At 67.2% G+C, this 24,848-nt stretch carries 31 protein-coding genes; 22 read left to right on the forward strand and 9 right to left on the reverse strand.

Features of this window, described 5'->3' with window-relative positions:
- Positions 1–101 precede the first annotated feature (101 nt).
- From mftA to GOAMR_RS23205, 5 genes are all read left to right on the forward strand, one after another.
- A complete protein-coding gene (mftA, locus tag GOAMR_RS24420) occupies positions 102–200 on the forward strand; it encodes a mycofactocin precursor MftA (RefSeq protein WP_083837120.1) in 99 nt (32 codons plus the stop codon).
- A complete protein-coding gene (gene mftB / locus GOAMR_RS23190; RefSeq protein WP_040516242.1) occupies positions 200–544 on the forward strand; it encodes a mycofactocin biosynthesis chaperone MftB in 345 nt (114 codons plus the stop codon). The genes mftA and mftB overlap by 1 nt, the downstream gene beginning before the upstream one ends.
- Positions 545–589: 45 nt before the next feature.
- On the forward strand, positions 590–1,879 hold the full coding sequence (gene mftC / locus GOAMR_RS23195) for a mycofactocin radical SAM maturase (RefSeq protein ID WP_005193568.1): 1,290 nt from the start codon (positions 590–592) through the stop codon (positions 1,877–1,879).
- A 179-nt stretch (positions 1,880–2,058) separates the two neighbouring features.
- Positions 2,059–3,270 (forward strand): pre-mycofactocin synthase MftD, encoded by a 1,212-nt coding sequence (gene mftD, locus GOAMR_RS23200; protein ID WP_005193569.1) that lies wholly within the window; start codon positions 2,059–2,061, stop codon positions 3,268–3,270.
- Between the two features lie 113 nt (positions 3,271–3,383).
- Positions 3,384–4,196, forward strand: a complete 813-nt coding sequence (locus tag GOAMR_RS23205) for a mycofactocin-coupled SDR family oxidoreductase (protein ID WP_005193570.1) — start codon at positions 3,384–3,386, stop codon at positions 4,194–4,196.
- A gap of 212 nt (positions 4,197–4,408) precedes the next feature.
- On the opposite strand, the gene GOAMR_RS23210 is transcribed toward GOAMR_RS23205, so the two are convergent.
- The gene (locus GOAMR_RS23210; protein ID WP_005193571.1) at positions 4,409–5,518 is read right to left on the reverse strand and encodes a CaiB/BaiF CoA transferase family protein; all 1,110 of its coding nucleotides are present in this window, start codon (positions 5,516–5,518) and stop codon (positions 4,409–4,411) included.
- Between the two features lie 201 nt (positions 5,519–5,719).
- Between GOAMR_RS23210 and mftE the strand changes: the two genes are divergently transcribed.
- Genes mftE through mftG form a run of 3 tightly spaced genes read left to right on the forward strand, consistent with a single transcriptional unit; the run spans position 5,720 to position 9,187 of the window.
- Complete coding sequence (gene mftE, locus GOAMR_RS23215; RefSeq protein WP_005193572.1) at positions 5,720–6,457, forward strand: mycofactocin biosynthesis peptidyl-dipeptidase MftE; 738 nt, start codon at positions 5,720–5,722, stop codon at positions 6,455–6,457.
- Complete coding sequence (gene mftF / locus GOAMR_RS23220) at positions 6,454–7,902, forward strand: mycofactocin biosynthesis glycosyltransferase MftF (RefSeq protein ID WP_005193573.1); 1,449 nt, start codon at positions 6,454–6,456, stop codon at positions 7,900–7,902. The genes mftE and mftF overlap by 4 nt, the downstream gene beginning before the upstream one ends.
- Positions 7,903–7,909: 7 nt before the next feature.
- Positions 7,910–9,187, forward strand: a complete 1,278-nt coding sequence (mftG, locus tag GOAMR_RS23225; protein ID WP_005193574.1) for a mycofactocin system GMC family oxidoreductase MftG — start codon at positions 7,910–7,912, stop codon at positions 9,185–9,187.
- Positions 9,188–9,256: 69 nt separating this feature from the next.
- Here the strand turns inward: mftG and GOAMR_RS23230 are convergent, their stop codons facing one another.
- The 4 genes from GOAMR_RS23230 to GOAMR_RS23245 all read right to left on the reverse strand — a co-directional run bounded on the left by GOAMR_RS23230 (position 9,257) and on the right by GOAMR_RS23245 (position 13,084).
- Complete coding sequence (locus GOAMR_RS23230) at positions 9,257–9,745, reverse strand: hotdog fold domain-containing protein (protein ID WP_005193575.1); 489 nt, start codon at positions 9,743–9,745, stop codon at positions 9,257–9,259.
- Between the two features lie 33 nt (positions 9,746–9,778).
- Positions 9,779–10,513 (reverse strand): aspartate/glutamate racemase family protein, encoded by a 735-nt coding sequence (locus tag GOAMR_RS23235; RefSeq protein ID WP_005193576.1) that lies wholly within the window; start codon positions 10,511–10,513, stop codon positions 9,779–9,781.
- A 104-nt stretch (positions 10,514–10,617) separates the two neighbouring features.
- Positions 10,618–12,183 carry an NCS1 family nucleobase:cation symporter-1 gene (locus GOAMR_RS23240; protein WP_005193577.1) on the reverse strand — a complete coding sequence of 522 codons (1,566 nt, stop codon included), beginning with the start codon at positions 12,181–12,183 and terminating at the stop codon, positions 10,618–10,620.
- Between the two features lie 178 nt (positions 12,184–12,361).
- Positions 12,362–13,084, reverse strand: a complete 723-nt coding sequence (locus GOAMR_RS23245; RefSeq protein WP_005193578.1) for a GntR family transcriptional regulator — start codon at positions 13,082–13,084, stop codon at positions 12,362–12,364.
- Between the two features lie 254 nt (positions 13,085–13,338).
- Here GOAMR_RS23245 and GOAMR_RS23250 point away from each other — a divergent pair, with 254 nt between their 5' ends.
- From GOAMR_RS23250 to rpsQ, 13 genes are all read left to right on the forward strand, one after another.
- Entirely contained in the window at positions 13,339–13,773 is a 435-nt protein-coding gene (locus tag GOAMR_RS23250; RefSeq protein ID WP_005193579.1) for a MarR family winged helix-turn-helix transcriptional regulator, read from the forward strand.
- An 83-nt stretch (positions 13,774–13,856) separates the two neighbouring features.
- Positions 13,857–15,491 (forward strand): MDR family MFS transporter, encoded by a 1,635-nt coding sequence (locus tag GOAMR_RS23255; protein ID WP_005193580.1) that lies wholly within the window; start codon positions 13,857–13,859, stop codon positions 15,489–15,491.
- Between the two features lie 574 nt (positions 15,492–16,065).
- The gene (rpsJ, locus tag GOAMR_RS23260) at positions 16,066–16,371 is read left to right on the forward strand and encodes a 30S ribosomal protein S10 (RefSeq protein WP_003938093.1); all 306 of its coding nucleotides are present in this window, start codon (positions 16,066–16,068) and stop codon (positions 16,369–16,371) included.
- Positions 16,372–16,390: 19 nt separating this feature from the next.
- A complete protein-coding gene (gene rplC / locus GOAMR_RS23265; RefSeq protein WP_005193581.1) occupies positions 16,391–17,044 on the forward strand; it encodes a 50S ribosomal protein L3 in 654 nt (217 codons plus the stop codon).
- Positions 17,044–17,724, forward strand: a complete 681-nt coding sequence (rplD, locus tag GOAMR_RS23270) for a 50S ribosomal protein L4 (RefSeq protein WP_005193582.1) — start codon at positions 17,044–17,046, stop codon at positions 17,722–17,724. Before rplC ends, rplD begins: the two co-directional genes overlap by 1 nt.
- A gap of 2 nt (positions 17,725–17,726) precedes the next feature.
- On the forward strand, positions 17,727–18,032 hold the full coding sequence (gene rplW, locus GOAMR_RS23275; RefSeq protein ID WP_005193583.1) for a 50S ribosomal protein L23: 306 nt from the start codon (positions 17,727–17,729) through the stop codon (positions 18,030–18,032).
- 33 nt (positions 18,033–18,065) lie between these two features.
- Complete coding sequence (rplB, locus tag GOAMR_RS23280; RefSeq protein ID WP_005193584.1) at positions 18,066–18,905, forward strand: 50S ribosomal protein L2; 840 nt, start codon at positions 18,066–18,068, stop codon at positions 18,903–18,905.
- 20 nt (positions 18,906–18,925) lie between these two features.
- Positions 18,926–19,207 (forward strand): 30S ribosomal protein S19, encoded by a 282-nt coding sequence (rpsS, locus tag GOAMR_RS23285; protein WP_005193585.1) that lies wholly within the window; start codon positions 18,926–18,928, stop codon positions 19,205–19,207.
- Between the two features lie 2 nt (positions 19,208–19,209).
- Positions 19,210–19,620, forward strand: a complete 411-nt coding sequence (gene rplV / locus GOAMR_RS23290) for a 50S ribosomal protein L22 (protein ID WP_005193586.1) — start codon at positions 19,210–19,212, stop codon at positions 19,618–19,620.
- A gap of 2 nt (positions 19,621–19,622) precedes the next feature.
- A complete protein-coding gene (gene rpsC / locus GOAMR_RS23295; protein ID WP_005193587.1) occupies positions 19,623–20,435 on the forward strand; it encodes a 30S ribosomal protein S3 in 813 nt (270 codons plus the stop codon).
- Positions 20,436–20,438: 3 nt separating this feature from the next.
- Positions 20,439–20,855: a 50S ribosomal protein L16 gene (rplP, locus tag GOAMR_RS23300; protein WP_005193588.1), complete on the forward strand. Its 417-nt coding sequence runs from the start codon at positions 20,439–20,441 to the stop codon at positions 20,853–20,855.
- Positions 20,855–21,088 (forward strand): 50S ribosomal protein L29, encoded by a 234-nt coding sequence (rpmC, locus tag GOAMR_RS23305; protein WP_005193589.1) that lies wholly within the window; start codon positions 20,855–20,857, stop codon positions 21,086–21,088. The genes rplP and rpmC overlap by 1 nt, the downstream gene beginning before the upstream one ends.
- Complete coding sequence (gene rpsQ, locus GOAMR_RS23310) at positions 21,085–21,375, forward strand: 30S ribosomal protein S17 (RefSeq protein ID WP_005193590.1); 291 nt, start codon at positions 21,085–21,087, stop codon at positions 21,373–21,375. The genes rpmC and rpsQ overlap by 4 nt, the downstream gene beginning before the upstream one ends.
- Positions 21,376–21,448: 73 nt before the next feature.
- Here rpsQ and GOAMR_RS23315 read toward each other — a convergent pair whose 3' ends face one another.
- Together GOAMR_RS23315 and GOAMR_RS23320 are read right to left on the reverse strand one after the other, a co-directional pair.
- A complete protein-coding gene (locus GOAMR_RS23315) occupies positions 21,449–22,099 on the reverse strand; it encodes a Fic/DOC family protein (RefSeq protein ID WP_005193591.1) in 651 nt (216 codons plus the stop codon).
- A 3-nt stretch (positions 22,100–22,102) separates the two neighbouring features.
- Positions 22,103–22,306, reverse strand: a complete 204-nt coding sequence (locus tag GOAMR_RS23320; RefSeq protein WP_005193592.1) for an antitoxin VbhA family protein — start codon at positions 22,304–22,306, stop codon at positions 22,103–22,105.
- A gap of 170 nt (positions 22,307–22,476) precedes the next feature.
- Between GOAMR_RS23320 and GOAMR_RS23325 the strand changes: the two genes are divergently transcribed.
- Positions 22,477–22,905, forward strand: coding sequence for a hypothetical protein (locus GOAMR_RS23325; RefSeq protein WP_005193594.1), 429 nt, complete (start codon positions 22,477–22,479; stop codon positions 22,903–22,905).
- A gap of 91 nt (positions 22,906–22,996) precedes the next feature.
- Here GOAMR_RS23325 and GOAMR_RS23330 read toward each other — a convergent pair whose 3' ends face one another.
- Entirely contained in the window at positions 22,997–23,851 is an 855-nt protein-coding gene (locus GOAMR_RS23330) for a glycosyltransferase family 2 protein (protein WP_138943870.1), read from the reverse strand.
- An 88-nt stretch (positions 23,852–23,939) separates the two neighbouring features.
- Complete coding sequence (locus GOAMR_RS23335; protein WP_005193597.1) at positions 23,940–24,800, reverse strand: glycosyltransferase family 2 protein; 861 nt, start codon at positions 24,798–24,800, stop codon at positions 23,940–23,942.
- Positions 24,801–24,848: the final 48 nt, after the last annotated feature.

The raw sequence follows: 24,848 nt of genomic DNA on the forward strand, positions 1-24,848 counted from the left end.
CTGTCTGTTCGGCTAGTTTCGGACCGGTAACTGGATTGATGCACCGGGTGCCATTATAGTATGTCGTGATCCGCATCACTACTGATACAGGAGGATGGATCATGGCAGATCAGACGGCCGATGTGACCGCTGCAACCGAACTCGTGGGCGAATCGCTCGTCGAAGAGGTGTCGATCGATGGGATGTGCGGGGTCTACTGATGTCGGCCCCGGCAACCATGCCGGACTCCGGCGGCCGCGCTGACGCGGCCGCCGGGAACCCGGCAGCAGACACACCCACCGGTTTCGATCTGGATGCCGCCTGGGAGCTCAACCCGAAGGTCGCGCTGCGGCCCGAACCGTTCGGGGCGCTGCTCTACCACTTCGGCACCCGCAAACTCTCGTTCCTCAAGAACCTGACCGTCGTCGGCATCGTGCAGTCCCTCGCCGAGACGCCCACCGCCGAGGCCGCCCTGGCCGAGGCCGGCATCACCGACGCCGAACGGCCCCTGTACCTGCAGGCGCTCGGCGCGCTCGCCGACTCGGGGATGATCACCCGGCGCTGACGCCGGCACGCCCGTACCCACCCCACCCAGACCCGGAGACTTCCGATGACCACACTTGAGATGCCGCCCAGCGCAGCGGATCCGGCAGCACAGGTACGGGCGACGCCCCCGCTCGACCTGCAGGCCCCGCCCAAGGTCGGCCGCCTCGTCGACCAGTTCGAGAAGGGCCTCGACGCCCCCATCTGCCTGACCTGGGAACTCACCTACGCCTGCAACCTCGCGTGCGTGCACTGCCTGTCGTCGTCGGGCAAGCGCGACCCGCGTGAGCTCTCGACCGAGCAGTGCAAGGCCATCATCGACGAGCTCGAACGCATGCAGGTGTTCTACGTGAACATCGGCGGCGGCGAGCCCACCGTCCGTTCGGACTTCTGGGAACTCGTCGACTACGCCACCAGTCACAAGGTGGGCGTCAAGTTCTCCACCAACGGCCTGCGCATCGACAAGAAGGTCGCCGCGCGCCTGGCCGCCTCCGACTACGTCGACGTGCAGATCTCGCTCGACGGCGCCACCGCCGAGGTCAACGACGCCGTGCGCGGCAAGGGCTCGTTCGACATGGCCGTGCGGGCGCTGGAGAACCTGCACGAGGCGGGTTTCAAGGACGCCAAGATCTCCGTGGTGATGACCCGCGAGAACGTCTCGCAGCTCGACGAGTTCAAGGCGCTCGCAGACCGCTACAATGCCACCCTGCGCATCACCCGCATGCGCCCGTCCGGCCGCGGCGCCGACGTGTGGGACGACCTGCACCCGCTGCCCGAGCAGCAGCTCGAACTGTACAACTGGCTTGTCGCACACGGGGATCGGGTGCTCACCGGCGACTCGTTCTTCCACCTGTCGGCGTTCGATCAGGGCGGGGGAGGCCTGCCCGGCCTCAACCTGTGCGGCGCCGGCCGCGTGGTGTGCCTCATCGACCCGGTGGGCGACGTGTACGCCTGCCCGTTCGCCATCCACGAGAACTTCCTCGCCGGAAACATCCTGTCCGACGGCGGTTTCCAGGAGATCTGGCAGCGCTCGGATCTGTTCACCGAGTTGCGCGAGCCGCAGTCGGCCGGGGCGTGCACCAAGTGCAACCACTTCGACGCCTGCCGCGGCGGCTGCATGGCCGCCAAGTTCTTCACCGGCCTGCCCCTCGACGGCCCCGACCCCGAATGCGTGCAGGGCTACGGCGAGTCGCTGCTGGCCGGTGACCGCACCAAACCGACGGCCAACAAGGATCATTCGCGCGGCACCCCGCTCACGCTGATGACCCGTGGCTCCGACGGCAGCTTCACCCCCCTCGGCCGCCCGTCCAAGAGCTGCGACGAGAACCCCCTCGCCGGCTTCAGCCCCGTCGGCTGACCCGCGTATCGGCGACACCGTCGGCGCACCGGGTTTCGAGGCTCGCAAGCTCGCACCTCAACCAGCGACGGGCCACGCCTTCGCCGGTTGAGGTGCGAAGAGCCGCCAGGCGATGAGCCTCGAAACCCGGTGCGCCGACCATGTCCGCAACCACCATCAATCCCAAAGGCGAAAGATCAATGGCGAACTTCAAGCTGACCAACCCGTGGGCCCGCAACCCCTGGTTCGAGACCGTTGCCGAGGCCCAGCGCCGGGCCAAGCAGCGCCTGCCCAAGTCGGTGTACTCGTCCCTGGTGGCCGGTACCCAGGGTGGCATCACCGTCAACGACAACGTGGACGCGTTCTCCGAGATCGGGTTCGCCCCGCATGTCATCGGCGCCCAGGACGATCGTGACCTGTCCACCCGGGTGATGGGTGTGGATCTGCCGTTCCCGGTGATGATCTCGCCGACCGGCGTGCAGGCCGTCGACAAGGACGGCGAGGTCGCGGTGGCCCGCGCCGCAGCCGCCCGCGGCACCGCGATGGGTCTGTCGAGCTTCGCCAGCCACCCCATCGAAGAGGTCACCGCCGTCAACGACAAGATCTTCTTCCAGATCTACTGGCTTGGCACCAAGGAGGAGATCCTCGCCCGCGCCGAACGCGCCCGTGAGGCCGGCGCCAAGGGCCTGATCGTCACCACCGACTGGGTGTTCAACATCGGCCGCGACTGGGGCAGTCCGGAGATCCCGGAGAAGATGAACCTGAAGGCGTTGATCCGGCTGGCTCCGGAGGTCGCGGTCAAACCGCGCTACGCCTGGGACTGGTTCAACAAGGGCAACCTGACGATCCCGGATCTGACCGCCCCCAACGTCTCCCACGGCAAGGGACTGCCCGGCCCCACGTTCTTCGGTGCCTACGGCGAGTGGATGAACACCCCGTCACCCACCTGGGAAGATCTGCAGTGGCTGCGTGAGAAGTGGGGCGGAGAGTTCATGGTCAAGGGCGTCACCCGCCTCGACGACGCCAAGCGCGCCGTCGACATCGGCGCCACCGCGATCTCCGTCTCCAACCACGGCGGCAACAACCTCGACGGCACCCCCGCCACCATCCGTCTGCTCGGCCCCATCGCCGACGCCGTCGGCAAGGATCTCGATGTGCTCCTCGACGGTGGTATCCGCCGCGGCAGCGACGTCGCCAAGGCCATCGCCTTCGGTGCCAAGGCCGTCATGATCGGCCGCGCCTACCTGTGGGGCCTGGCCGCCAACGGCCAGGCGGGCGTCGAGAACGTCCTCGACCTGCTCCGGATGGGCCTCGACGGAGTGGTCATGGGCACCGGCCACAAGTCGGTCCACGACCTCAGCCGCGACGACCTGATCATCCCGGAGGGCTTCGAACGCTCCTACGGCGGCTGACCGCCGTCCCGAACCCCACCGATACGCCCCGGCATCACAATAGTTGCGATGCCGGGGCGTATTCGTGGGGTTTCGGCACTCGACCCAGAACTAGAACGTGTTACAGTTTTGGCATGGGACAGTTCGACGGCAAGGTCGTCTACATCACCGGCATCGCCCGTGGTCAGGGCCGCAATCACGCACTCCGCTTCGCACGCGAGGGGGCGTCGATCATCGGCCTCGACATCGCGGGACCGGTCGCCGATCACACCACCTATCCGCCCGCCACACCCGATGACCTCGCCGAGACGGCCCGGCTCGTCGAGGAGGCCGGCGGCAAGATCCTGGCGCGGCAGGGCGACGTCCGTGACCTGGCCTTCCAGCAGCAACTGGTGGCCGACGGTGTCGAGCAGTTCGGCGGCCTCGACGTTGTCGTGGTCAACGCCGGCGTGCTCACCTGGGGCCTGAGCTGGGAGATGTCGGAGGAACAGTTCACCGACGTCATCGACGTCAACCTCGTCGGCGCCTGGAAGACGCTGCGCGCCACGCTGCCGTCGATGATCGAGGCGAAGAACGGCGGGTCCGTCGTCATCGTGTCGTCGGTGGCCGGCCTCAAGGCCATGCCGGTGCAGGCCTCCTACAGCGCATCCAAGTACGGGCTGACCGGCCTGGCCCAGGTCGTCGCGAAAGAGGTTGCGCCCTACCGGATCCGCGTCAATTCGATCCACCCGTACGCCGTCAACACGCCGATGGGCGTCGCGGACAGCTCCGCGCTGGAGGTGTTCTCCACCGAGCGCTTCACCCGCTTCTTCCCGTCGATGATGGACTACAACCCGGTGGCCGAGCCCGACGAGGTCTCCGACGCCATCCTGTACCTGTGCTCGGATGCCGCCAAATCCCTTACCGGGGTGCAGCTTCCGATCGACATGGGTCACTCCAAAGTCTGACCCGGTGCCCCTGCTCCGCTGGTTGAGGTGTGAGGAGCGCTGGCGACGAGCCTCGAAACCCGGTGAGATGACAATGTTGTCTCACCGGGGTTTCGAGGCTCGGTCGCCGGGCGACCTCACACCTCAACCGGCGGAAGAGGTTTCGAGGCTCGTCGCTTACGCTCCTCACACCTCAACCGGTGAAGGGGAGCCTCAACCGGCGGAAGATGCCGTTATGCCCAGAGGGTGGCGGGATCGGTTGCCTCCGTTGCCGGTCCGGCCGGTGTCTCGGGCGAGGTGCGCGAGAACCGCGGGGCCACCTGCGCCTGCCGGATGCCATCGATCTCGACGAGGTTGGCGCGCGCGGCCATGTGTGGCTCGTCGGGTGCCTCGCCGAAGGTCAGGACGGGCGAGACGCACGCATCGGTGCCGTCGAACACGGCGGTCCACTCGTCGCGCGTCTTGGCGGCGAACGTGTCGGTGAAGATCTTGCGCAGCTCGGGCCAGCGGGTGAGGTCGGCCTGTCCCGGCAGGTCCTCGCCGTCGAGGCCGAGGCCCTTGAGGAGTTCGGCGTAGAACTGCGGCTCGATGGCGCCGACGGCCATGTACTTGCCGTCGGAGGTCTCGTACACGTCGTAGTACGGCGCGCCGGAGTCGAGGAAGTTCACGCCCCGCACATCCGACCACATGCCGGTACCACGGAACGCCCACATCATCTGTCCCAGAAGCGAAGCGCCGTCGACCATGGCGGCGTCGATCACCTGCCCGCGCCCGGACACCTGGCGTTCGAGCAGCGCCGAGAGCACGCCGACGACCAGGAACATCGACCCGCCGCCGAAGTCGCCGAACAGGTTGAGCGGCGGCACCGGGCGCTCGCCGGCGCGCCCGACGGCGTGCAGCAGGCCGGTGAGCGAGATGTAGTTGATGTCGTGGCCGGCCCGGTCCGCGCGCGGGCCGTCCTGGCCCCAGCCGGTCATCCGGCCGTACACCAGGCCGGGGTTGACCTCGGCGAGATCGTCGGGGCCGAAGCCGAGGCGCTCCATCACGCCGGGACGGAAACCCTCGATCAGCACGTCAGCCTTGGCGATGAGGCCGAGCACGGTCTCCCGGTCGGCGGGATTCTTGAGGTCGGCCTCCACCACCTTGCGCCCGCGCAGCAGGGCGTCGGCCGGCCTGCCCGGCTTGGGGAGAGCGCCGGGCCGCTGCACCCGCACGACGTCGGCGCCCAGGTCCGACAGCAGCATCGCGGCATGCGGCCCGGGGCCGATACCGGCGAACTCGATGACCCGGATGGCGTGCAGGGGTCCGCTTTTTCCACTGGTGGCGTTGGGTGTGGGTGCCATGGGATTCCGATCTCCTCGGGTGTGTGGGACCCCGCCTGCCGCCGATGCCGTGCCGGCCGCGCGAGATCGTTGATTTGTGTCGTCGGTCACCACAGCTTGGCACACCCGAGCGAGCGTTCGGGCAGGGGGTCAGTAATCATATATGTTTCGGTGGGCGGTGACCCTTACCCCGATGGCGCGCATATCGCTAGAGTTGACCGAATGATGCGCGGCACGGGGCTTGGTGCTCTCTCCTGGCCTGAGCTCGACGGTTCCGTGGTGACCCTGCTCGTTCCGCTGGGCGCCGTCGAACAGCACGGGCCTCATCTTCCGCTCGACACCGACATCCGCATCGCCGACGCCGTCGCCCGCCGCGCCCAGCCCCTGCTGGCGGATGATTCGGCTGAGCAGACGTTCATCGTCGCCCCCGGCCTGCCCTACGGTGCCAGCGGCGAGCACGAGGGCTTTCCCGGGACCGTGTCGCTCGGGCATGAGGCGCTGCGGCTGGTGCTTGTCGAGTACGGGCGCAGCGCGTGCCGGTGGGCGCGGCGGATCGTGTTCGTCAACGGTCATGGCGGCAACGGCCGCACCCTGGTGGAGGCGGCGCGGTTGCTGCGCTACGAGGGCCGCGACGTGGCCTGGTTCGCGTGCGGGCACCCAGGCGGCGATGCCCACGCCGGTGACACCGAAACCTCGGTGCTGCTGCACCTTTCACCCGACGATGTGCGCCTGGCCGACGCGGTGGCCGGCAACTGCGCGCCGATCGCCGAACTGCTGGTGCCGATGCGGGCCGGCGGGGTGGCGGCGGTGAGCGCCAACGGGGTGCTCGGTGATCCCACCACGGCCACGGCGGCGCGCGGCGGCGATCTCGTCGGCGCGTTCACCTCGTCGCTGGTGTCCGCGATCACGCGCTGGGATGTCGACGAGCGCGGGCTGCTGCGGGGCGGTGCCGCCGCGTGAGCGTCGTCGACAGCCGTGACGGAAGTGCGGCCGGTGGGGTCGAGGCCGTGCCCACCGACCTGCCGGACGGATTCCAGGTGCAGGTGGATCTGCGCTGCGCGCACCGCGGCGACCTGCGGTATCTGGTCGGCGGATCGCCGACACGGATGCTGCGCCTGTCGGACGCGGCACTCGGCATGATGTCGGCCGACGGCCGTATCGCGGTGTGCGACAAGGCTACCCGAACGCTGTGCCGCCGCCTTCTGGACGCCGGTATCGCGCATCCGCGACCGATGTTCGGTCCGTCGACCGACCAGGTGACCATCGTGGTCCCGGTGCGCGACAACCAGGCCGGCATCAACCGGCTGATCGCAACCCGGGGCGAGGCCCGGATGATCGTCGTCGACGACGGTTCGGACACCCCGATCACCGTGCACGGCGTCGGGGTCAGTGTGCTGCGGCTGCCGCGTAACCTGGGTCCGGCCGCCGCCCGTAACGCCGGTGCCGCGGCGGCTGTGACGGATTTCGTGGCGTTCGTCGATTCGGACTGTGTGCCCGCGCCGGACTGGCTGACGATGCTGCTGCCGCATTTCTCCGACCCCGCGGTGGCCGTCGCCGCGCCCCGGATCGTCGGATTGAACACGCGTCCCGGCCTGTTCGCGCTCGCTGCCCGCTACGAGAACGGCTATTCCTCGCTCGACATGGGCCCGGCGGAGGCGCCGGTGGTGCCGTCCACGCCGATGCCGTATGTGCCGAGCGCCGCGATGGTGGTGCGCCGCAGCGCTTTTCCTGGGTTCGACGAGTCGCTCCGGGTGGCCGAGGATGTGGACCTGTGCTGGCGGTTGCACGACGGCGGCTGGCGGTTGCGCTACGACCCGGTCGCCCACGTGGCGCACGATCATCGCACCGGAATGCGTGAGGTGCTGGGCCGGCGCCGTTTCTACGGCACCGGCGCCGCCTACCTCGCCGACCGGCACGAGACGCTGGCCGCGCCGATGGTCATGTCGGCCACGATGGCCGCGGCCGTCGTCGCGCTGCTCACCCGCACCGCCACCGGCACGGCCATCGCGATGCTGTTGCTAGGTCAGATGGCGGTGCGCCTGCGGCGCAGGCTCGACGGCCTGCCGCAGGCCCCGCTGGTGGCCGCGCAGATGACCGGGCGGGCGGCCGGCTTCGGCCTGCTACAGGCGGGGGCGGCGATCTGCCGGCACTACTGGCCGATAGCCCTGGTGCCGGCCCTCTTCTCGCGCCGGTACCGGACTTTCGTGGTGGAGGTGGCGATCGCCGAGGGACTCGTCGACTGGACCCGGCGGGTGCTGAGCGAACCCACGGCGCGGCCCGCGCTCGGACCGGTCACCTACGTGTTCATGCGCCGCCTCGACGACCTCGCCTACGGCCTCGGCCTGTGGCAGGGGGTGATCACCCACCGCGATCCGGGTGCGCTGCGACCGGTCCTGAGCAGGTGAGTGCGCGGTGGCCCACGATGTGGTGATCGTGGGTGCGGGTAGCGCGGGATGCGTGCTGGCCGAACGACTCTCCCGTGACCCCGGCCGCTCGGTGCTGCTGCTGGAGGCCGGGCCGGGGCTGCCCGGTGCGGAGGTCATCGACCTGTTCCACCTGCCGGTCGGTGCCGACGCCGAGCGGATGGGCCGTACCGTCTCCTATCCGGTGTCGCCGGCGGAGTTGTCGGTGGTGCGGGGCCACGGGATCGGTGGGTCGGCCGCGGTGAACGGGGCCTACTTTCTGCGGTGGCACCGCGAGGATTTCGGGGACTGGGAACATTCCATCGGCGACATCGAGGCCGCCTACACGGAGGTGGAGGCCGCGATGTCGGTGAGTCCGTTCGGTGACGACGAACTGCCCGATGCCGCACACGCCTTCGAGGCATGGTGGGGTACGCACCTGCCGACGCGGCGCCTCGATGACCGGTGGCCGGTCACCGGGGTCAACCGCGTGCACTCCAACAGCATCCGGGACGCGGCCGGTGGGCGCCGGGTGACGACGGCCGAGGCCTTCCTGCGGCCCGCTCTCGGTCGCCCGAACCTGACCGTGCGGACCGCGGCCCGGGTGAGTGCCCTGGACATGGCCGGCACCCGGGTCACCGGCGTGCACTGTGGCGCGGAGGTGATCGGTGCCGGTGAGGTGGTCCTGTGCGCGGGCACGCTCGGCACGGCCGCGCTGTTGTTCGCCTCCGGGCTGGTGACCGGGCCGTTGCGCGTCGTCGAGCACCGGGAAATGCTGGTGCACTACCGACTTTCGGGGCCCACGCGGCCCGCACCACTGCTGCCGTCCGTGGTACACACCGGCTATGGTGTCGAGATACGTTGCTATGGCGGAGATTTCGCCGACTACATCGATGGGGTTCCGCCCACAGGGCCCGCTGTCGGGGTGGCTGCGATGGTGCCTGGCACTCCGGGCGAACTGACCTGGGACGGAAGACGGCTGGCCGTCGACCTCGGTACGGCCACGCAGCTTCCGGACCGATTGCGTCCCGAATTGGAGCAGGTCCGGGACATGTTGGCGTCGGAGACCTTCCGCGGCATCGTCGAACCCGGATCGGTACGTCTCGACCCGGTGGTCAGGACCTCCCAGCACGCCTGCGGCTCACTGCCGATGGGCGACCGGACGGATGCCTCGGGCAACCTCGACGGCGTCCGCGGCCTGCGCATCATCGACGGCTCGGTCCTGCCCCCCGGCGGCCGAAGCGGCCCACACGCCACCACCGTCATGGTGGCCGCCCTGCTGTCGTGAACCCCACGAATACGCCCCGGCATCACAATAATTGCGATGCCGGGGCGTATCAGTGGGGTTTGTGCCGGCTTAGGCGGGGGTCACCCAGGTGGTGATGTCGCAGTGGACGACCTCGGTGCCGGTGGTGTCGCGGATCTCGATGGACACCACCACGTCGGTGCCCTCGGTGAGAGCGGCGAAGTCGACCGGCTCGGCGAGGGTGGCGGTGGCGGTCAGTCCGGTGTTCGCCTTGGTGAGGTACTGCGCCGACATGCCCTTGGGGATCCAGCGGTGCGTGGCCGGGGTGGTGGCCTCCATCAGCATGCCCATGGCGACCTCGGCGAGGTTGCAGGCGGCGATGGCGTGGAAGGTGCCGATGTGGTTGTGGATGCCGAACCACTTGGGCGCCGACACCACGCAGCGGCCCGGTTCCATCACCGAGACGTAGGGCAGGATCGTGCCGAAATACGGCACCCGGGCCACCATGCCCAGGGAGAACAACGCGTTGCCGAAGGTGTTGTCGGGCAGCTTGCGACGCAGGCGGTAGGTGGCGCTTCCGGCCGCGGTGGAGATCGACATGCGCGCAATCTTACTGGTCGGTAAGGGGGTGGATCAGTCCTGGGGCCGGGCGAACGGCGTCAGCAGGCCCGTGTACGGCTTGGGCGGCGGTGGGGCGAACTCCCCGGTGCGGGTGCCGGTGCGCAGGCCCATCGCCGCCATCGCGGTCAGCATCCCCACCCCGGCGGCCACCCCGTCGATGACCGGCGCGCCCACGGCGGCGCCGATGTCGCCCACGAAGCCGGCCATCCCGGCGCAGCCGAGGACCACCGCGTCCGAGCCGTCGGCGGCCAGCGCCTCGGCGCACATCTTGGTGATGATGCCCACCGCCTCCGGGTTGCTCTCGAGTTCGAGCACCGGGATCTCGCAGGCGTGGATGCCGCGGCAACTGCGGGTGAATCCGTAGTGCTCCACCAGGTCCGCGGCCCGGCCGATGGTGCGGCTCGCGGTGGTGACCACCGAGAATCCCCGCCCCAGCGGCGCCGCGAGATGCATTGCCGCCTCGGCGATCCCGAGAACGGGTGCACCGGCCACCTCCCGTGCGGCGTCGAGTCCGGGATCGCCGAAACAGGCCAGCAGGTAGCCGTCGGCGCCGGGGTTGTCCTCGATCGCGTCCACGATGCCGGGCACGGCCATCGCCTCGTCGTAGTGGCTTTCGATCGACGCCGGCCCCATCGTGGAGGTGACCGAGACGATCTCGGCGTCGGGCCGGGCGACACCGCGGGCGGCGGCGTCGATGACGGCGGTCATCGCGGTGGTGGTGTTGGGGTTGATGATGACGATGCGCATGGAGGCTCCCGGTGACCGGTGCGGGCTGGGTTGTGATGCCACACAGGCCCCCTCATGACCCCGGTGTCACGCGAGGGGGTCAGGAGAGGGCCCGGGTCGGTGCGTCAGAACAGGGTGCGTTCGGCTGATCCGTCGGCGGCGCCGTCCCCGATCACCGGTTCGGCACCGGTGTCGTAGATGAACGACTTGGGTGCGTACTTCATCCCCGTCCAGTAGACCGCACCGGCGACTCCGGCGCCGATGAACCAGGTGAAGCTCGCGGCGTACGCGGTTCCCCAGATCACCACGCACAGCGGCGGAATCAGGCCGACGGCCGTGGCGATCACGGCGACCGGGTTCCAGCCCTTGCGGTAGGCGTAGGTGGAGCCCGGCTCCATGCTGAACAGGTCGTCGACGACGATCTTCTGCTTCTTGATCAGGTAGAAATCGGCCAGCAGGATGCCGAACAGCGGGCCGATGACCGCGCCGAGGGTGTCCAGCGTGTAGTGGATCGCGTCCGGGTTGTTGAACAGGTTCCACGGGGTGATCAGGACCGAACCGACCGCGGCGATCATGCCGCCGGTGCGCCAGGTGATCTTGGTGGGCGCGACGTTCGAGAAGTCGAACGCGGGGGAGACGAAGTTGGCGACGATGTTGATGCCGATGGTGGCGATCGCGAAGGTCAGCACGCCCAGGACCGCCGCGGTGGTGTTGTCGATGCGGTCGACGATATGCACCGGATCGGTGATGATCGCACCGTCCTCGTCCTTACCGATCACAGTGACGGCCGCGGACACGGTGCACACCACCAGCAGGGAGAAGAACAGGAAGTTGATCGGCAGACCCCAGAAGTTGCCCTTCTTGACCTCACCGAATGTCTTGCCGTACCGGGAGAAGTCGCCGAAGTTGAGCATCGGTCCCGAGAAGTACGACACCACAAGAGCTATCGCGCCGATGGTGGCGGTCACCGAATCCCAGCCGACTTTTCCGGGTCCGACCGACAGGTCCAGCGAGACATTGCTCCAGCCCGCCTTGGCGATGAGATAGCCGGCCAGAATGACCATCACGACGTAGACGGCGGGTCCGCAGAAATCGATGAATTTGCGGATGGTCTCCATGCCGTTCCAGAAGACAATCGCCTGCAGAATCCACATCAGAATGAATCCGCCCCAGCCGAGGACGCTCAGGCCCAGGAATCCGTAGTCGTCGACGACGTCGTATTTCGCCAGGCTCGGCCAGAACTTGAGAGCGAGCAGGCCGAACGCCACCGACGCCAGATAGGTCTGGATTCCGTACCAGGCGACGGCGATCAGGCCGCGCAGAATGGCCGGGATATTGGCACCCATCACACCGAAGGACACGCGGGTGGTCACCGGATACGGAACCCCGGCCAGCTGTGACGGTTTCGCGACCAGGTTGCACAGGATATTGACCGCGACGATGCCGATGATCAGCGCCACCAGCACCTGCCAGGCGGCGATGCCCAGCGCGAAAAGGCTGCCCGCGAACACATATCCACCAACGCTGTGAATATCGGACATCCAGAAGGCGAAGATGTTGTACCAGGTCCAGCTCTGCTTGCGCAGCGGTGCGAGATCGCTGTTGGTCAATCGCTGGTGGTATTCGAGCTTGATGACACTTTCACCCGCGGCGCTGTGCGCGGCCGCCGGAGCGTTCTCCGTGGCAGTCATGATTCTCCTCGATTAAGCCGTACGTCGGGTCGACGGTGACGTTTCTCAACCTAGGAGTGCTGTGTTACTCGGCGATTACCTCGCGGATATATTTGCCCGATCCGGCGGTCTGATCGGGGTGGGTATTTCCCACATTCCGGGCTATCGTGGCGTACCGCTGCCGGAGTGGGATTGAAACCTACCGGGTATCAGGATGGTCCGGCCGCAGGGTGAGGTCCGGTTCGGCGCCGGCGATCGCGTCGCCGAGGCGGGCGTGGTGCTCGCGGGCCAGGTTCAGGACGGTATCGGTGTCCCGGGCGGCGACAGCATCGAGTATCCGCGCGTGGTCGTCGTTGAGGGTGTTCTGGACGTCCTCGGACACCGATCGCATCACCTGGAACGGTTCGGTGAGATTCCAGGTCGACTCGAACATGTTGAGCAGCCGCGGCATCGCGCACGGCAGCACCAACTGCCGATGGAACTCGCGCGAGACGTCGTGAAAGGATTTGCGGTCGCCGAACCTGGTCGCGGTCAGCAACTGCTCGTGATAGCCGCGCGCGAGCGCCAGGTCGTCGTCGGTGACCCTGGCGACGGCGCGGGCGAGTGCGGCCTCCTCCAGGACCCCGCGCACGAAGTAGATCTCGTGCAGTTCCTCCACCGACAGCAGGCTCACGTTGTATCCGCCGTGCGGCCGGTGATCGACCAGGCCCTCACCGATCAGCGTCTTGAGTGCCTCGCGCACCGGGATGGCGCTGACCGCGAACGCGTACGCCACCTCCGCCGGCGGGATCTGCGTGCCCGGCGGCACCGACCCGGACAGGATGAGCCGGCGCAATTCCTCGAGGACGTTGGCCCGGGTGTTGCCCGAGCGGGTCTCGGCGAGCTGGGCGATGAGGTGATTGGACACCGGGCGAGGGGGCATCGCTCACCACCTCCTGGAGCCGGGCGCATGCGGAGTCGACGCCGTCGCCGGAGCGTGCGGCACGGTCTGTCGGGTCACCTGAGAAGCGTAAGGCCGCGCGCGTGCGACGGCAGCGTGAAGGGAGGCGGCCGGTAGGCCCCCGGCAGCCCCTGAGCGGCCGGTGGGACGAACGTCACTCGAGCACGGACGTGACGGCGGCGGCGGAGCGGCGTACATTTACTTTCGTCAATCAACTATATAGAAAGGCTTTGCCAATGGCGCCGCGACGTGAGACGGTCGTCGAGCTCATCGACGAGATGTCGCTGCTGTTGCGCGCGGCGCGCCTGATGGCCCAGCGCTCGACGGCCAGGGTTGATCTGCCCGCGCCACTCGTCGGCGTGCTGTGGACGCTGTACTCCCATGGGGCGTTGCGGCAGAACCAGCTGGCGGACAGGCTGTGCATCAGCGAATCCGCGCTGAGCCGGCAGATCTCGGTCCTGGCCGGTGACGGCCTGATCGAACGCACCCGCAGCGAGGACGACGGACGGGTCAGCCTCGTCCAGATCAGCGAGGCGGGCAGGGACCGGCTCAACGCCGCGCTCGAGCACCGCGCCGACGACTACGCGCCGAAGTTCACCGACTGGTCCGACGACCAGGCCCGCGACGTACTCGCCACCATCGTCACGCTCCGGCGCGCGATCGCCGAATGACCTGACGCGGCCGCCCCGGGGTTCCCGGGCGACGCCGTAATAGAAGAAGCCTTTCACGGCAGTGAAGCAGTAGAGGAAAAGAAATGAGTTCACCAACCAGTACCGCGGCGGAACCGGCAGCGCCGACCGCCATGACGCACCGCGAGGTGCTCGAGGCCATGACCGGCCTGCTGGCGGGCCTGTTCACGGCCCTGCTGTCGACGACGATCGTCGCGACCGCCCTGCCGACCATCGTCGGCGATCTCAAGGGCACCCAGACGCAGTACGCGTGGGTGGTCACCGTGGCGCTGCTGGCGAACGCGGCGTCGACCCCGATCTGGGGCAAACTGTCGGACCTGTTCAACAAGAAGCTGCTGGTCCAGGTCTCGCTGATCACCTTTGTGGCCGGTTCGGCGCTGGCCGGTGCGGCCCACAACATGGAGCTGCTGCTCGTCGGCCGCGTCATCCAGGGCCTGGGCATGGGCGGTCTGACCGCGCTGGTGGTCGCGATCATCGGCTCGATCATCCCGCCGCGTGAGCGCGGCCGGTACTCGGGATATATGGGTGCGGTGATGGCCGTCGCCATGGCCGGTGGCCCGGTGCTCGGCGGCGTCATCGCCGACAGCCCGCTCGGCTGGCGCTGGTGCTTCTATGTCTGCATCCCGCTTGCGGTGATCGCGCTCGGGCTACTGCAGCGCACCCTGCACCTGGAGACCCAGCGCAAGGACAATGTCACCATCGACTGGCTGGGCGCCACCCTGATGACCGCCGGTGTCAGCGTGCTGCTGATCTGGGTCTCGTTCGCCGGCAAGGACGACTACTACGCCTGGATCTCGCCGGAGAGCGCCTACTACGTGATCGGCGGCGTCGCGCTGCTGGCACTGACCGTGTTCGTCGAATCGCGGGCCAAGGATCCGGTGATCCCGCTCAAGATCATCACCGAGCGCACCACCGCGCTGGCGATCATCGCCTCGGTCATGGTGGGGCTGGGCATGTTCGGCGCCATCACCTTCCTGGGGCAGTACTTCCAGACCGCGCGGCACTACAGCCCCACCGAGGCCGGCCTGCTGACCATTCCGATGGTCATCGGCATGCTGACCGGCACCATGGTCTCCGGCCAGATGATCACCCGCTTCGGCAAGTGGAAGCCGTTCATCATCGGCGGCTCGATCCTGCTGACGATCGGTCTGGGGCTGCTGGGCACCATCGACCACGCCACCCCGATCGTGCTGATCGGCATCTACATGTTCATCATGGGCCTGGGCACCGGTTCGCTGATGCAGAACCTGGTTCTGGCGGTGCAGAACACCGTCAGTGTCGAGGACATCGGCGCGGCCTCGTCCAACGTCGCGTTCTTCCGGACCTTCGGCGGTGCGATCGGCGTCTCGGTGCTCGGTTCGGTCTTGGCCACCCATGTCGCCGACCTGTCCGAGAGCGGCTTGGCCAAGCTGGGCATCGACACCAGCAAGCAGTCCGGCGGTGGCAACCTCGACATCAAGTCGCTGCCCGCGCCCGTCGCGGACGTCATCCGGCACGCCTACGGTGACGCCACGGCCACCATCTTCCTGATCGGCGCGGCCTGTGCCGCGGCCGCGATCATCGCGATCCTGTTCATCCCGAACCGGCCGCTGCGTAAGACCATCGACATCGAGAAGCCTGCTGTCGCCGAGGAGGGGGCTGTCAAGGCCGCCGTCACCGATGCCGATGCGGACGCGCCGGGCCGCCCCACCGCCGGTTGAGTCACCAGGGCTTGCCGGCCGCCGATGCGGGAAAGCCGACCCCTCGCCGGTTGAGGCGTGAGGAGCGTTAGCGACGAGCCTCGAAACCCCGTGAGCGAACAATGTCGTCTCACCTGGTTTCGAGGCTCATCGCCTAGCGGCTCTTCGCACCTCAACCGGCAAGGTGATCGGTTTTCGGAGCAGGTGCGAAGGTGCGAGACGTACGGATTTGAACCGGGCACCCCCGATGGTGCATAATTGTCGGGTTGCCTTGACCGGCGCCGCGGTGAACTGCGGTCTCGGGCGAGGTGAATGACTCCCAGGCTCCCGACACGGGGTTTGGCGTGTTCCGCGTGCAACCATCAGGTTCACGGCCACGACACGCCCGACCGCGGGTGCCGGAGCACAACGGGTTCGCTCCTGTAGCGAGCCAACGTACAACGATAGATGAACAGCGTCGATCCCCGAATCTCACACGGGTGGTCATGTGACCGTCGGCCTCACGCGCCGATGTCCGGGTGCTTTGGTGGCATCCGGCTGTAAGCGGCCACGCGGTGTTTGTCTGTCGAGAACAACTGACGGAAGAGGACACAGCGTGGCGGGACAGAAGATCCGCATCAGGCTCAAGGCCTACGACCACGAGGCGATCGACGCTTCGGCGCGCAAAATCGTGGAGACCGTGACCCGTACGGGTGCACGCGTCGTCGGCCCGGTGCCGTTGCCCACCGAAAAGAATGTGTATTGCGTCATCCGTTCGCCGCATAAGTACAAGGACAGCCGCGAACACTTCGAGATGCGCACTCACAAGCGACTCATCGACATCCTCGACCCGACGCCGAAGACCGTCGACGCGCTGATGCGCATCGATCTTCCGGCCAGCGTCGACGTCAACATCCAGTAGGGCGGGGGCGAGAAAAGACATGAGCAACCAAGCGAGTACCAAAGGCATCCTGGGCACCAAGCTCGGCATGACCCAGGTTTTCGACGAGAACAACCGCGTCGTTCCGGTCACCGTCGTCCAGGCGGGCCCGAACGTCATCACCCAGCTGCGCACCGCCGAGCAGGACGGCTACACCGCCGTGCAGCTCGCCTACGGCGCCATCGATCCGCGCAAGGTCACCAAGCCTGTCGCCGGTCAGTTCGCCAAGGCCGGGGTCACCCCGCGCCGGCACCTGGCCGAGATCCGCGTCGCCGATGTGGCCGAGTTCAGCGTCGGCCAGGAGCTGACCGCCGAGATCTTCGCCGACGGAGCGCTGGTCGACGTGACCGGCACCTCCAAGGGCAAGGGCTTCGCCGGCGTCATGAAGCGTCACGGCTTCGCCGGTCTGGGCGCCAGCCACGGCGTGCACCGCGTGCACCGCGCTCCCGGTTCCATCGGTGGCTGCGCCACCCCGGGCCGCGTGTTCAAGGGCATGCGGATGGCCGGTCGCATGGGTAACGACAAGGTGACCACGCAGAACCTCACCGTCCACAAGGTGGACGCCGAGGCCGGTCTGCTGTTGATCAAGGGCGCGATCCCCGGCCGTAAGGGCGGCATCGTGGTGATCCGCGACGCAGTGAAGGGTGGTGCGTAATGAGCACCGATCTGACCAAATCCGCAACCAAGCTGACGCTTGAGGTCAAGGCCGCCGACGGCTCCGTCAACGGCACCGTCGACCTCCCGGCCGAGCTGTTCGACGCACCGGCCAACATCTCGCTGATGCACCAGGTCGTCGTCGCCCAGCAGGCCGCCAAGCGTCAGGGCACCCACGCGACCAAGACCCGTGGCCAGGTCAGCGGTGGCGGCGCCAAGCCGTACCGCCAGAAGGGCACCGGCCGCGCTCGCCAGGGTTCGACCCGCGCACCGCAGTTCGCCGGCGGTGGCACCGTCCACGGCCCGCAGCCGCGTGACTACAGCCAGCGCACCCCCAAGAAGATGAAGGCCGCCGCCCTGCGCGGAGCCCTCTCGGACCGGGCGCGCAACGAGCGCATCCACGTGATCACCGAACTGGTCGCCGGACAGGTTCCGTCCACCAAGTCGGCCCGCTCCTTCCTGGAGTCGCTCAGCGACCGCACCAAGTTCCTGGTGGTGCTGCCGCGCGAAGATCTGACCGCGTGGAAGAGCGTGGCGAACCTGCAGAACGTGCTGCCGATCGCCGCCGATCAGCTCAACACCTATGACGTCCTCGATTCCGACGACGTGGTGTTCAGCGTCGAGACGCTGAACGCGTTCATCGCCGCGAACACGAAGACCGCCAAGACAGAGGAGGCGTGAGCATGGCTACCATTGCCGATCCTCGCGACATCATTCTGGCGCCGGTGATCTCGGAGAAGTCCTACGGACTCATCGAGGATGACGTGTACACCTTCGTGGTGCACCCGGACGCCAACAAGACGCAGATCAAGATCGCCGTGGAGAAGATCTTCGGTGTGAAGGTGTCCTCGGTGAACACGCTCAACCGGCAGGGCAAGCGCAAGCGCACCCGCTTCGGTTACGGCAAGCGCAAGGACACCAAGCGCGCCATCGTGACGCTGGCCGAGGGCAGCAAGTCCATCGAGATCTTCGGAGGTCCGGTCAGCTGACCGGGTTTCGAAAGTAGGGACTGAGAACTAACTATGGCTATTCGTAAGTACAAGCCGACAACCCCCGGTCGCCGCGGCGCCAGCGGCTCCGACTTCGCCGAGGTCACCCGTGACCATCCGGAGAAGTCGCTGGTCCGCCCGCTGCACGGCCGCGGTGGCCGTAACGCGCACGGTCGCATCACCACCCGTCACAAGGGTGGCGGCCACAAGCGCGCCTACCGTGTCATCGATTTCCGTCGCAACGACAAGGACGGCATCAACGCCAAGGTCGCTCACATCGAGTACGACCCCAACCGCACCGCGCGGATCGCGTTGCTGCACTACGTCGACGGCGAGAAGCGGTACATCATCGCACCCAAGGGCCTGAACCAGGGCGCCATCGTCGAGAGTGGCCCCGGCGCCGACATCAAGCCCGGCAACAACCTGCCGTTGCGCAACATCCCCACCGGTACCCAGGTGCACGCCGTCGAGCTGCGTCCGGGCGGCGGTGCCAAGATGGCCCGCAGCGCCGGTGCCTCGATCCAGCTGCTGGGCAAGGAAGGCCCCTACGCCACGCTGCGTATGCCTTCCGGCGAAATCCGCCGTGTCGACGTGCGCTGCCGCGCCACCGTCGGCGAGGTGGGCAACGCCGAGCAGTCCAACATCAACTGGGGCAAGGCCGGCCGTATGCGGTGGAAGGGCAAGCGCCCCACCGTCCGCGGTGTGGTCATGAACCCGGTCGACCACCCGCACGGCGGTGGTGAGGGCAAGACCTCCGGTGGTCGCCACCCGGTCAGCCCCTGGGGACAGCCTGAAGGCCGCACCCGCAGCAAGAACAAGGCCAGCGACAAGCTGATCGTCCGGCGTCGTCGCACCGGCAAGAACAAGCGATAAGCACAGGAGGGAGTTAGAGAATGCCACGCAGCCTCAAGAAGGGCCCGTTCGTCGACGACCACCTCCTTGCGAAGGTGGACGCCCAGAACGAAAAGGGCACCAAGCAGGTCATCAAGACCTGGTCGCGCCGCTCGACCATCATCCCCGACTTCATCGGTCACACCTTCGCCGTCCACGACGGCCGCAAGCACGTGCCGGTGTTCATCTCGGACAACATGGTCGGCCACAAGCTGGGCGAGTTCGCGCCCACCCGCACGTTCAAGGGTCACATCAAGGATGACCGGAAAGCGAAGCGCCGGTAACCATGAGCACACAGACTGAAAACCCGACCGCCCAGGCCACGGCGCGCTTCGTGCGCGTCACGCCGATGAAGGCCCGTCGCGTGCTGGACCTGATCCGCGGCAAGGATGTCGACGAAGCGCTCGACATCCTGCGGTTCGCCCCGCAGTCGGCGTCCGAGCCGGTGTACAAGGTGCTCGCGAGCGCCGTCGCCAACGCCACCAACAACCTCGGTGTCGACCGCCGGACCCTCGTGGTCAACACGGCGTTCGCCGACGAGGGCCCGACGCTCAAGCGGTTCCAGCCGCGTGCGCAGGGTCGTGCGTTCCGGATCCGTAAGCGCACCAGCCACATCACCGTGGTCGTGGAGTCGCTGCCGGAGAAGGCAACCGCGGGCCGCGCCCGTTCGCGCCAGCCGAAGAAGAAGGGAGCCTAGTAGTGGGCCAGAAAATCAACCCGCACGGCTTCCGTCTGGGCATCACCACGGACTGGAAGTCGCGGTGGTACGCCGACAAGCAGTACGCGGAGTACGTGAAAGAGGATGTCGCCATCCGCAAGCTCCTCTCGCAGGGGCTCGAGCGCGCCGGCATCGCCAAGGTGGAGATCGAGCGCACCCGTGACCGGGTCCGCGTCGACATCCACACCGCCCGTCCGGGCATCGTCATCGGCCGCCGCGGCGCCGAGGCCGACCGGATCCGTGGCGACCTGGAGAAGCTGACCGGCAAGCAGGTCCAGCTGAACATCCTCGAGGTCAAGAACGCCGAGTCCGAGGCCCAGCTCGTGGCCCAGGGTGTCGCCGAGCAGCTGAGCAACCGTGTGGCCTTCCGCCGCGCGATGCGCAAGGCGATCCAGTCGGCGATGCGTCAGCCGAACGTGAAGGGCATCCGGGTCCAGTGCTCGGGTCGCCTGGGCGGCGCCGAGATGAGCCGCAGTGAGTTCTACCGCGAGGGACGCGTGCCGCTGCACACGCTGCGCGCCGACATCGACTACGGACTCTACGAAGCCAAGACCACCTTCGGCCGCATCGGTGTGAAGGTCTGGATCTACAAGGGCGACATCGTCGGCGGCCGTCGCGAACTGGCCGCTGCCGCTCCGGCCTCGGAGGATCGTCGTCCCCGCCGTCCCAGCCGTCCGCGTCGCAGCGGTTCGTCGGGCACCACCGCCACCAGCACCGAGGCGGGTCGCGCAGCCGAGGCTCCGGCCGAGGCCACCGCCGGTGCGGGTGCGGCCACCGAGAATCAGGAGGGCTAGCCCATGTTGATCCCTCGCCGGGTCAAGCACCGCAAGCAGCATCACCCCAGCCTGAAGGGCCAGGCATCGGGTGGCACCAAGGTCACCTTCGGTGACTACGGCATCCAGGCGCTCGAAGGCGCCTACATCACCAACCGGCAGATCGAGTCCGCTCGTATCGCCATCAACCGGCACATCAAGCGTGGCGGCAAGGTCTGGATCAACATCTTCCCGGACCGCCCGCTCACCAAGAAGCCGGCCGAAACCCGCATGGGTTCGGGTAAGGGTTCGCCCGAGTGGTGGGTCGCCCCGGTCAAGCCGGGTCGGGTGCTGTTCGAGATGACCTACCCCAATGAGGAGATCGCTCGCGAGGCCCTGCGCCGCGCGCAGCACAAGCTCCCCATCAAGACCAGGATCGTCACCAGAGAGGAGCAGTTCTGATGGGACTGGGAGTGGCAGCAGCAGAGCTGCGTGACCTCACCGACACCGATCTGGTCGACCGTCTGAAGGAGTCGAAGGAAGAGCTGTTCAACCTTCGTTTCCAGATGGCCACCGGCCAGCTCGACAACAATCGTCGGCTGCGGACCGTGCGTCGTGAGATCGCCCGGATCTACACCGTGATGCGTGAGCGCGAACTCGGCCTGGCGGCCGGGCCGGACGGTGACGACGCATGAGTGAGGACCAGAACGTGACCGAAACCCAGGCTGAGGTCCGTAACCGGCGCAAGGAGCGCATCGGTTACGTCGTCAGCGACAAGATGCAGAAGACCATCGTGGTCGAGCTGGAAGATCGTAAGAGCCACCCGCTCTACAAGAAGATCATCCGGACCACCAGCAAGGTCAAGGCACACGACGAGAACGGCGATGCCGGCGTCGGTGACCGCGTGCGGATCATGGAGACCCGCCCGCTGTCGGCGACCAAGCACTGGCGCCTCGTCGAGGTGCTGGAGAAGGCCAAGTAGGCCGTTCTCCCAACGCCACGAAGCGACCCGTTCCCCTGTGGGGAGCGGGTCGCTTCACTGTTTCCCGCGGGCGTCACCAGGGCTGGTCGATGAGGGCCTGGTGGAAGGCGGGGACGAGGTAGTCCGGTTCCGGTTCGGCGGGGCCGCCCCAGTGGTAGCCGGCGTTCTGCTCGGGCAGGCTCAGCCGTGACCCGTGGATCCAGTCGGCGATCGCCACCCGCGAGTAGTCGACCTCCCAGCCGTGCTCACGGGCCAGCAACCGCACCAGGAGCTTGCCCGCTCGCCCGTTGCAGTCGCGGAACGGGTGGGCGTAGTTTAGCCGCGCGTACACGTGCGCCAGCGCCACCGCCGTCTCGTCGTGCCCCAGGGACGCCCAGGGCTGCTTCCGGACGAACGCGGCCACCTTGCGCAGCTGACCGTCGATGACGTGGGTCGGGGCGAAGGAGACGCTGCCGCGGCCCAGTTCGTAGATGCGGCACTGCCCGGCCCACGGATAGATATCGCCCACCAGCGCCACGTGCAACGCCTTGAGGTGGGCGAAGTCATAGGTCGCGGGGATCTGGAGCGAGCCGTCGAGGATGCGCAGCTCGGCGTCGGCGGACAACTCGAACTCGGCGCGCTGCAACTGCCGGGCGTCGGTGATCCCGAGCGAGTTGGCCAGGATATAGGTGCCCGGGATGAAGGTCGCCTCCCACGCCGCGCGGGCCTTGCGTTGCCGGAACAACGGTCAGGCCCGGCGCCACGTCGCGAGCAGCTCATCGCGGCTCAGGTCACCCAGGCGCAACGCGACCATGGTGGCGACGAACTCGTCGTCCGGGTCAAGACCCTCGTGCATTGCGCTGCCGAGGGTGCCGATGAGGTCGGCCTTCTGCCGGGCGGTCAGCGGGGTCAGCGCGGCGGAGAAGCGCAATTCGGGCCGGTGATCGGTCATCGGGTCAGTATCGGGTAACAAACCGCCCCGTGCAGACCGATAGATAACGGGGGCCTGTGACGGTCTGGTGGCCGTCGTGGCGTCATCGCTACCATGGGGCGGTGATCGCCGGATTTCGACGCGGCACGCTTCCCAAGCGCGCCGGAGGCCCGGCAGAGGGAAGGAATACGATGATCAGGAAACTGACTGTGGCGCTGATGGGGCTGATCCTGTCGGCGGGACTGGTGAGCGTCGCATCCGGGCAGGCCGCGGCTGCCCCGTGGGACAACGACGGCGGCCCGGTGACCAACGCCGTGAACATCACCGTGTGGACAAGGGGCGACAACTACCGTGCACCCCGCGTGTACATCACCACCGCTTACGGCCGCTACGTGAAGGATGCCCGCAACGTCGGCTACCCGAAGCGCCGTCCGGGCCGTACTGGGTTCAGCTATGTGGCGTACAACGTGCCGCAGGGTGTCGCGCTGAAGGTGCGCGTGGCCAGCCCGTACCACTTCCTGGGCGGTGAGCGGCTGTTCTTCCAGAACTTCCACTTCACCAAGCATCAGGAGCGGTCTGTCGGACTGATCCAGCAGGGATTGGGTTCGTTCACCGAGTGATCGGACAGTGATCGAACGCAACTCCGCCCCATCCACATCAGCAGAACACGATGTCGATGGGGCGGAGTTGTCTCTGCATCGACCCCGTGAATCAGACCGGGGAGACGCGGGTCTTCTTGTTGCGGTTGAGGAAGAACGGCACGAAGTGCCCGGTCTCGGGGTTGTAGTTGTTCTGGATGAGCCACCGGAACCGGAAGTTCTTGTAGACGGCGGGCATCTGACCCTTGTACCATTCGGCGCGCTCGGCGAGTCCGTGCGCCTCGATCGTGTCGTAGGTGGTCTGGATGTAGTGCTTGAGTTCCTTGAGCGGTGACCTGTAGCGGCGCGCGGACACCCAGACGTAAACGGTGTGGCAGTACCACATCGTGAGTCCGGCCTTGTCGGCAGCACAGTTGATGTCGAGGTCTTCGTGCAAGAGGGGATCGTTCAGAAGGTACGGTTTCACCGCTTCCCAGGCGCCCTTGCGCAGAATCATGTGGTTGCCGGAGATCGGCCACGTGTCCTTCTCCGGCGGCACATCCGCCAGCTTCGGAAGAAGCTCACGGACCTTGCGTTCCTGGCGTTTGGATCCGGGAATGTCGTAGAACAGCGTGGGTCCGGTCATCGCGTCGAGGTCAGGATTGTCCTCCATGTACCGGATGACGGTCTCGCACCACGTCTCCGACAGCCTCGTGTCGGCGTCGAACCGGGCGAGGATGTCGCCCTGGGCGGCATTGAGCCCGGTGGTCCGGGAGTACAGGAGTCCTTGCTCGGGCTCGTTGAGCACCACGAGCGGGAGCTTGTCGGCGTAGGTGTTGACGATCGCCATGGTGCCGTCCGTGGAGTTGTTGTCCACGACGATCACCTCATCGATCAACCGTGTCTGCGCGACGACGGCGTCGAGGCATTCGGTGATGCAGTCTTCTTCGTTGTACACGGGGATCACGACGGACATTCGCAAAGTCACCGTGCGAGAGTAGCCGATTCATCGGCGCGCTCACCATCGCCGGATCGGGCGACACCGGACCGGGTGCGCAGTGCGGCGATGGCCTATCTCACGGAATGGTGACCGGTGAGACCCGCTTCTTCTTGTCCTTGCGGAGGAAGAACGGCACGATCCGGTCCTTGTCCGGGTCGTAGTTCTGCTCGATGGCCCACAGGATCGCGAAGTTCAGGCCGATAGCGTACTTGTTTTTCTTCAGGGCGGTGATGAGTTCCTGGTCGTCGTGTGCGACGGCGGTGTCCATCATGGTCTGTCCGTACTGCAGCAGCTCTTTGCGGGAGGACCGGAATCGGCGGGCCGAGACGTCGGCGAACACCGGGGGCGCGTACCACAGGGTGGCCTGTGCCTTCTTGAGCGCCATAGACAGGTCCATGTCCTCGTGCAGGTCCGGCCTGCCCACCAGATACGGCTTGGCGGTCTCCCAGGCGGTCCTGCGGATGGCCATGTTGTTTCCCGACAGTGCATCGGTGACACTCGGTTCCGTACTCATGAACGTGTCCAGCGCGGCACGCCGCTGCCGTGCCTGCAGCTTCTTCCAGGGGAGTTCGTAGAAGAACTGACTGCCGGCGATGGCGTCGAGTTCGGCATTGTCGGTCATGTATCCCATGACGTTGGCGCACCACTTCGGGTCCAGCAGCGTGTCGGCGTCGATACGTCCGACGACCTCACCCGTGGCGGCCTCGAAGCCGGTGTCCCGGGCGTACATCGCGCCCTGGCGGGACTCCGACAGGAGCGTGAGGGGGAGCCGGTCGGCGAAACCTTCGACGGCCGCGCGGGTGCCGTCGGTGGATCCGTTGTCGACGACGATCACCTCGTCGGCCGGTCCGGTCTGACGGGCGACAGCCTCCAGGCAGGCGCCGATGTACTGCTCTTCGTTGTAGACGGGTATCACCAGACTCAGCCGCAAGGTCACCCGAACAGGCTAGCTCAGCACGCGGACGGCCGCGATCCGCAGACGGGA

Source organism: Gordonia amarae NBRC 15530 (genome assembly GCF_000241345.1).
Lineage (GTDB): Bacteria > Actinomycetota > Actinomycetes > Mycobacteriales > Mycobacteriaceae > Gordonia > Gordonia amarae.

Coding starts and splice junctions, on each gene's coding strand:
- mftA (WP_083837120.1), top strand. CDS start 102: ATGGCAGATCAGACGGCCGATGTGACCGCTGCAACCGAACTCGTGGGC.
- mftB (WP_040516242.1), top strand. CDS start 200: ATGTCGGCCCCGGCAACCATGCCGGACTCCGGCGGCCGCGCTGACGCG.
- mftC (WP_005193568.1), top strand. CDS start 590: ATGACCACACTTGAGATGCCGCCCAGCGCAGCGGATCCGGCAGCACAG.
- mftD (WP_005193569.1), top strand. CDS start 2,059: ATGGCGAACTTCAAGCTGACCAACCCGTGGGCCCGCAACCCCTGGTTC.
- GOAMR_RS23205 (WP_005193570.1), top strand. CDS start 3,384: ATGGGACAGTTCGACGGCAAGGTCGTCTACATCACCGGCATCGCCCGT.
- GOAMR_RS23210 (WP_005193571.1), bottom strand. CDS start 5,518: ATGGCACCCACACCCAACGCCACCAGTGGAAAAAGCGGACCCCTGCAC.
- mftE (WP_005193572.1), top strand. CDS start 5,720: ATGATGCGCGGCACGGGGCTTGGTGCTCTCTCCTGGCCTGAGCTCGAC.
- GOAMR_RS23230 (WP_005193575.1), bottom strand. CDS start 9,745: ATGTCGATCTCCACCGCGGCCGGAAGCGCCACCTACCGCCTGCGTCGC.
- GOAMR_RS23235 (WP_005193576.1), bottom strand. CDS start 10,513: ATGCGCATCGTCATCATCAACCCCAACACCACCACCGCGATGACCGCC.
- GOAMR_RS23240 (WP_005193577.1), bottom strand. CDS start 12,183: ATGACTGCCACGGAGAACGCTCCGGCGGCCGCGCACAGCGCCGCGGGT.
- GOAMR_RS23245 (WP_005193578.1), bottom strand. CDS start 13,084: ATGCCCCCTCGCCCGGTGTCCAATCACCTCATCGCCCAGCTCGCCGAG.
- GOAMR_RS23250 (WP_005193579.1), top strand. CDS start 13,339: ATGGCGCCGCGACGTGAGACGGTCGTCGAGCTCATCGACGAGATGTCG.
- GOAMR_RS23255 (WP_005193580.1), top strand. CDS start 13,857: ATGAGTTCACCAACCAGTACCGCGGCGGAACCGGCAGCGCCGACCGCC.
- rplC (WP_005193581.1), top strand. CDS start 16,391: ATGAGCAACCAAGCGAGTACCAAAGGCATCCTGGGCACCAAGCTCGGC.
- rplD (WP_005193582.1), top strand. CDS start 17,044: ATGAGCACCGATCTGACCAAATCCGCAACCAAGCTGACGCTTGAGGTC.
- rplW (WP_005193583.1), top strand. CDS start 17,727: ATGGCTACCATTGCCGATCCTCGCGACATCATTCTGGCGCCGGTGATC.
- rplB (WP_005193584.1), top strand. CDS start 18,066: ATGGCTATTCGTAAGTACAAGCCGACAACCCCCGGTCGCCGCGGCGCC.
- rpsS (WP_005193585.1), top strand. CDS start 18,926: ATGCCACGCAGCCTCAAGAAGGGCCCGTTCGTCGACGACCACCTCCTT.
- rplV (WP_005193586.1), top strand. CDS start 19,210: ATGAGCACACAGACTGAAAACCCGACCGCCCAGGCCACGGCGCGCTTC.
- rplP (WP_005193588.1), top strand. CDS start 20,439: ATGTTGATCCCTCGCCGGGTCAAGCACCGCAAGCAGCATCACCCCAGC.
- rpmC (WP_005193589.1), top strand. CDS start 20,855: ATGGGACTGGGAGTGGCAGCAGCAGAGCTGCGTGACCTCACCGACACC.
- rpsQ (WP_005193590.1), top strand. CDS start 21,085: ATGAGTGAGGACCAGAACGTGACCGAAACCCAGGCTGAGGTCCGTAAC.
- GOAMR_RS23320 (WP_005193592.1), bottom strand. CDS start 22,306: ATGACCGATCACCGGCCCGAATTGCGCTTCTCCGCCGCGCTGACCCCG.
- GOAMR_RS23325 (WP_005193594.1), top strand. CDS start 22,477: ATGATCAGGAAACTGACTGTGGCGCTGATGGGGCTGATCCTGTCGGCG.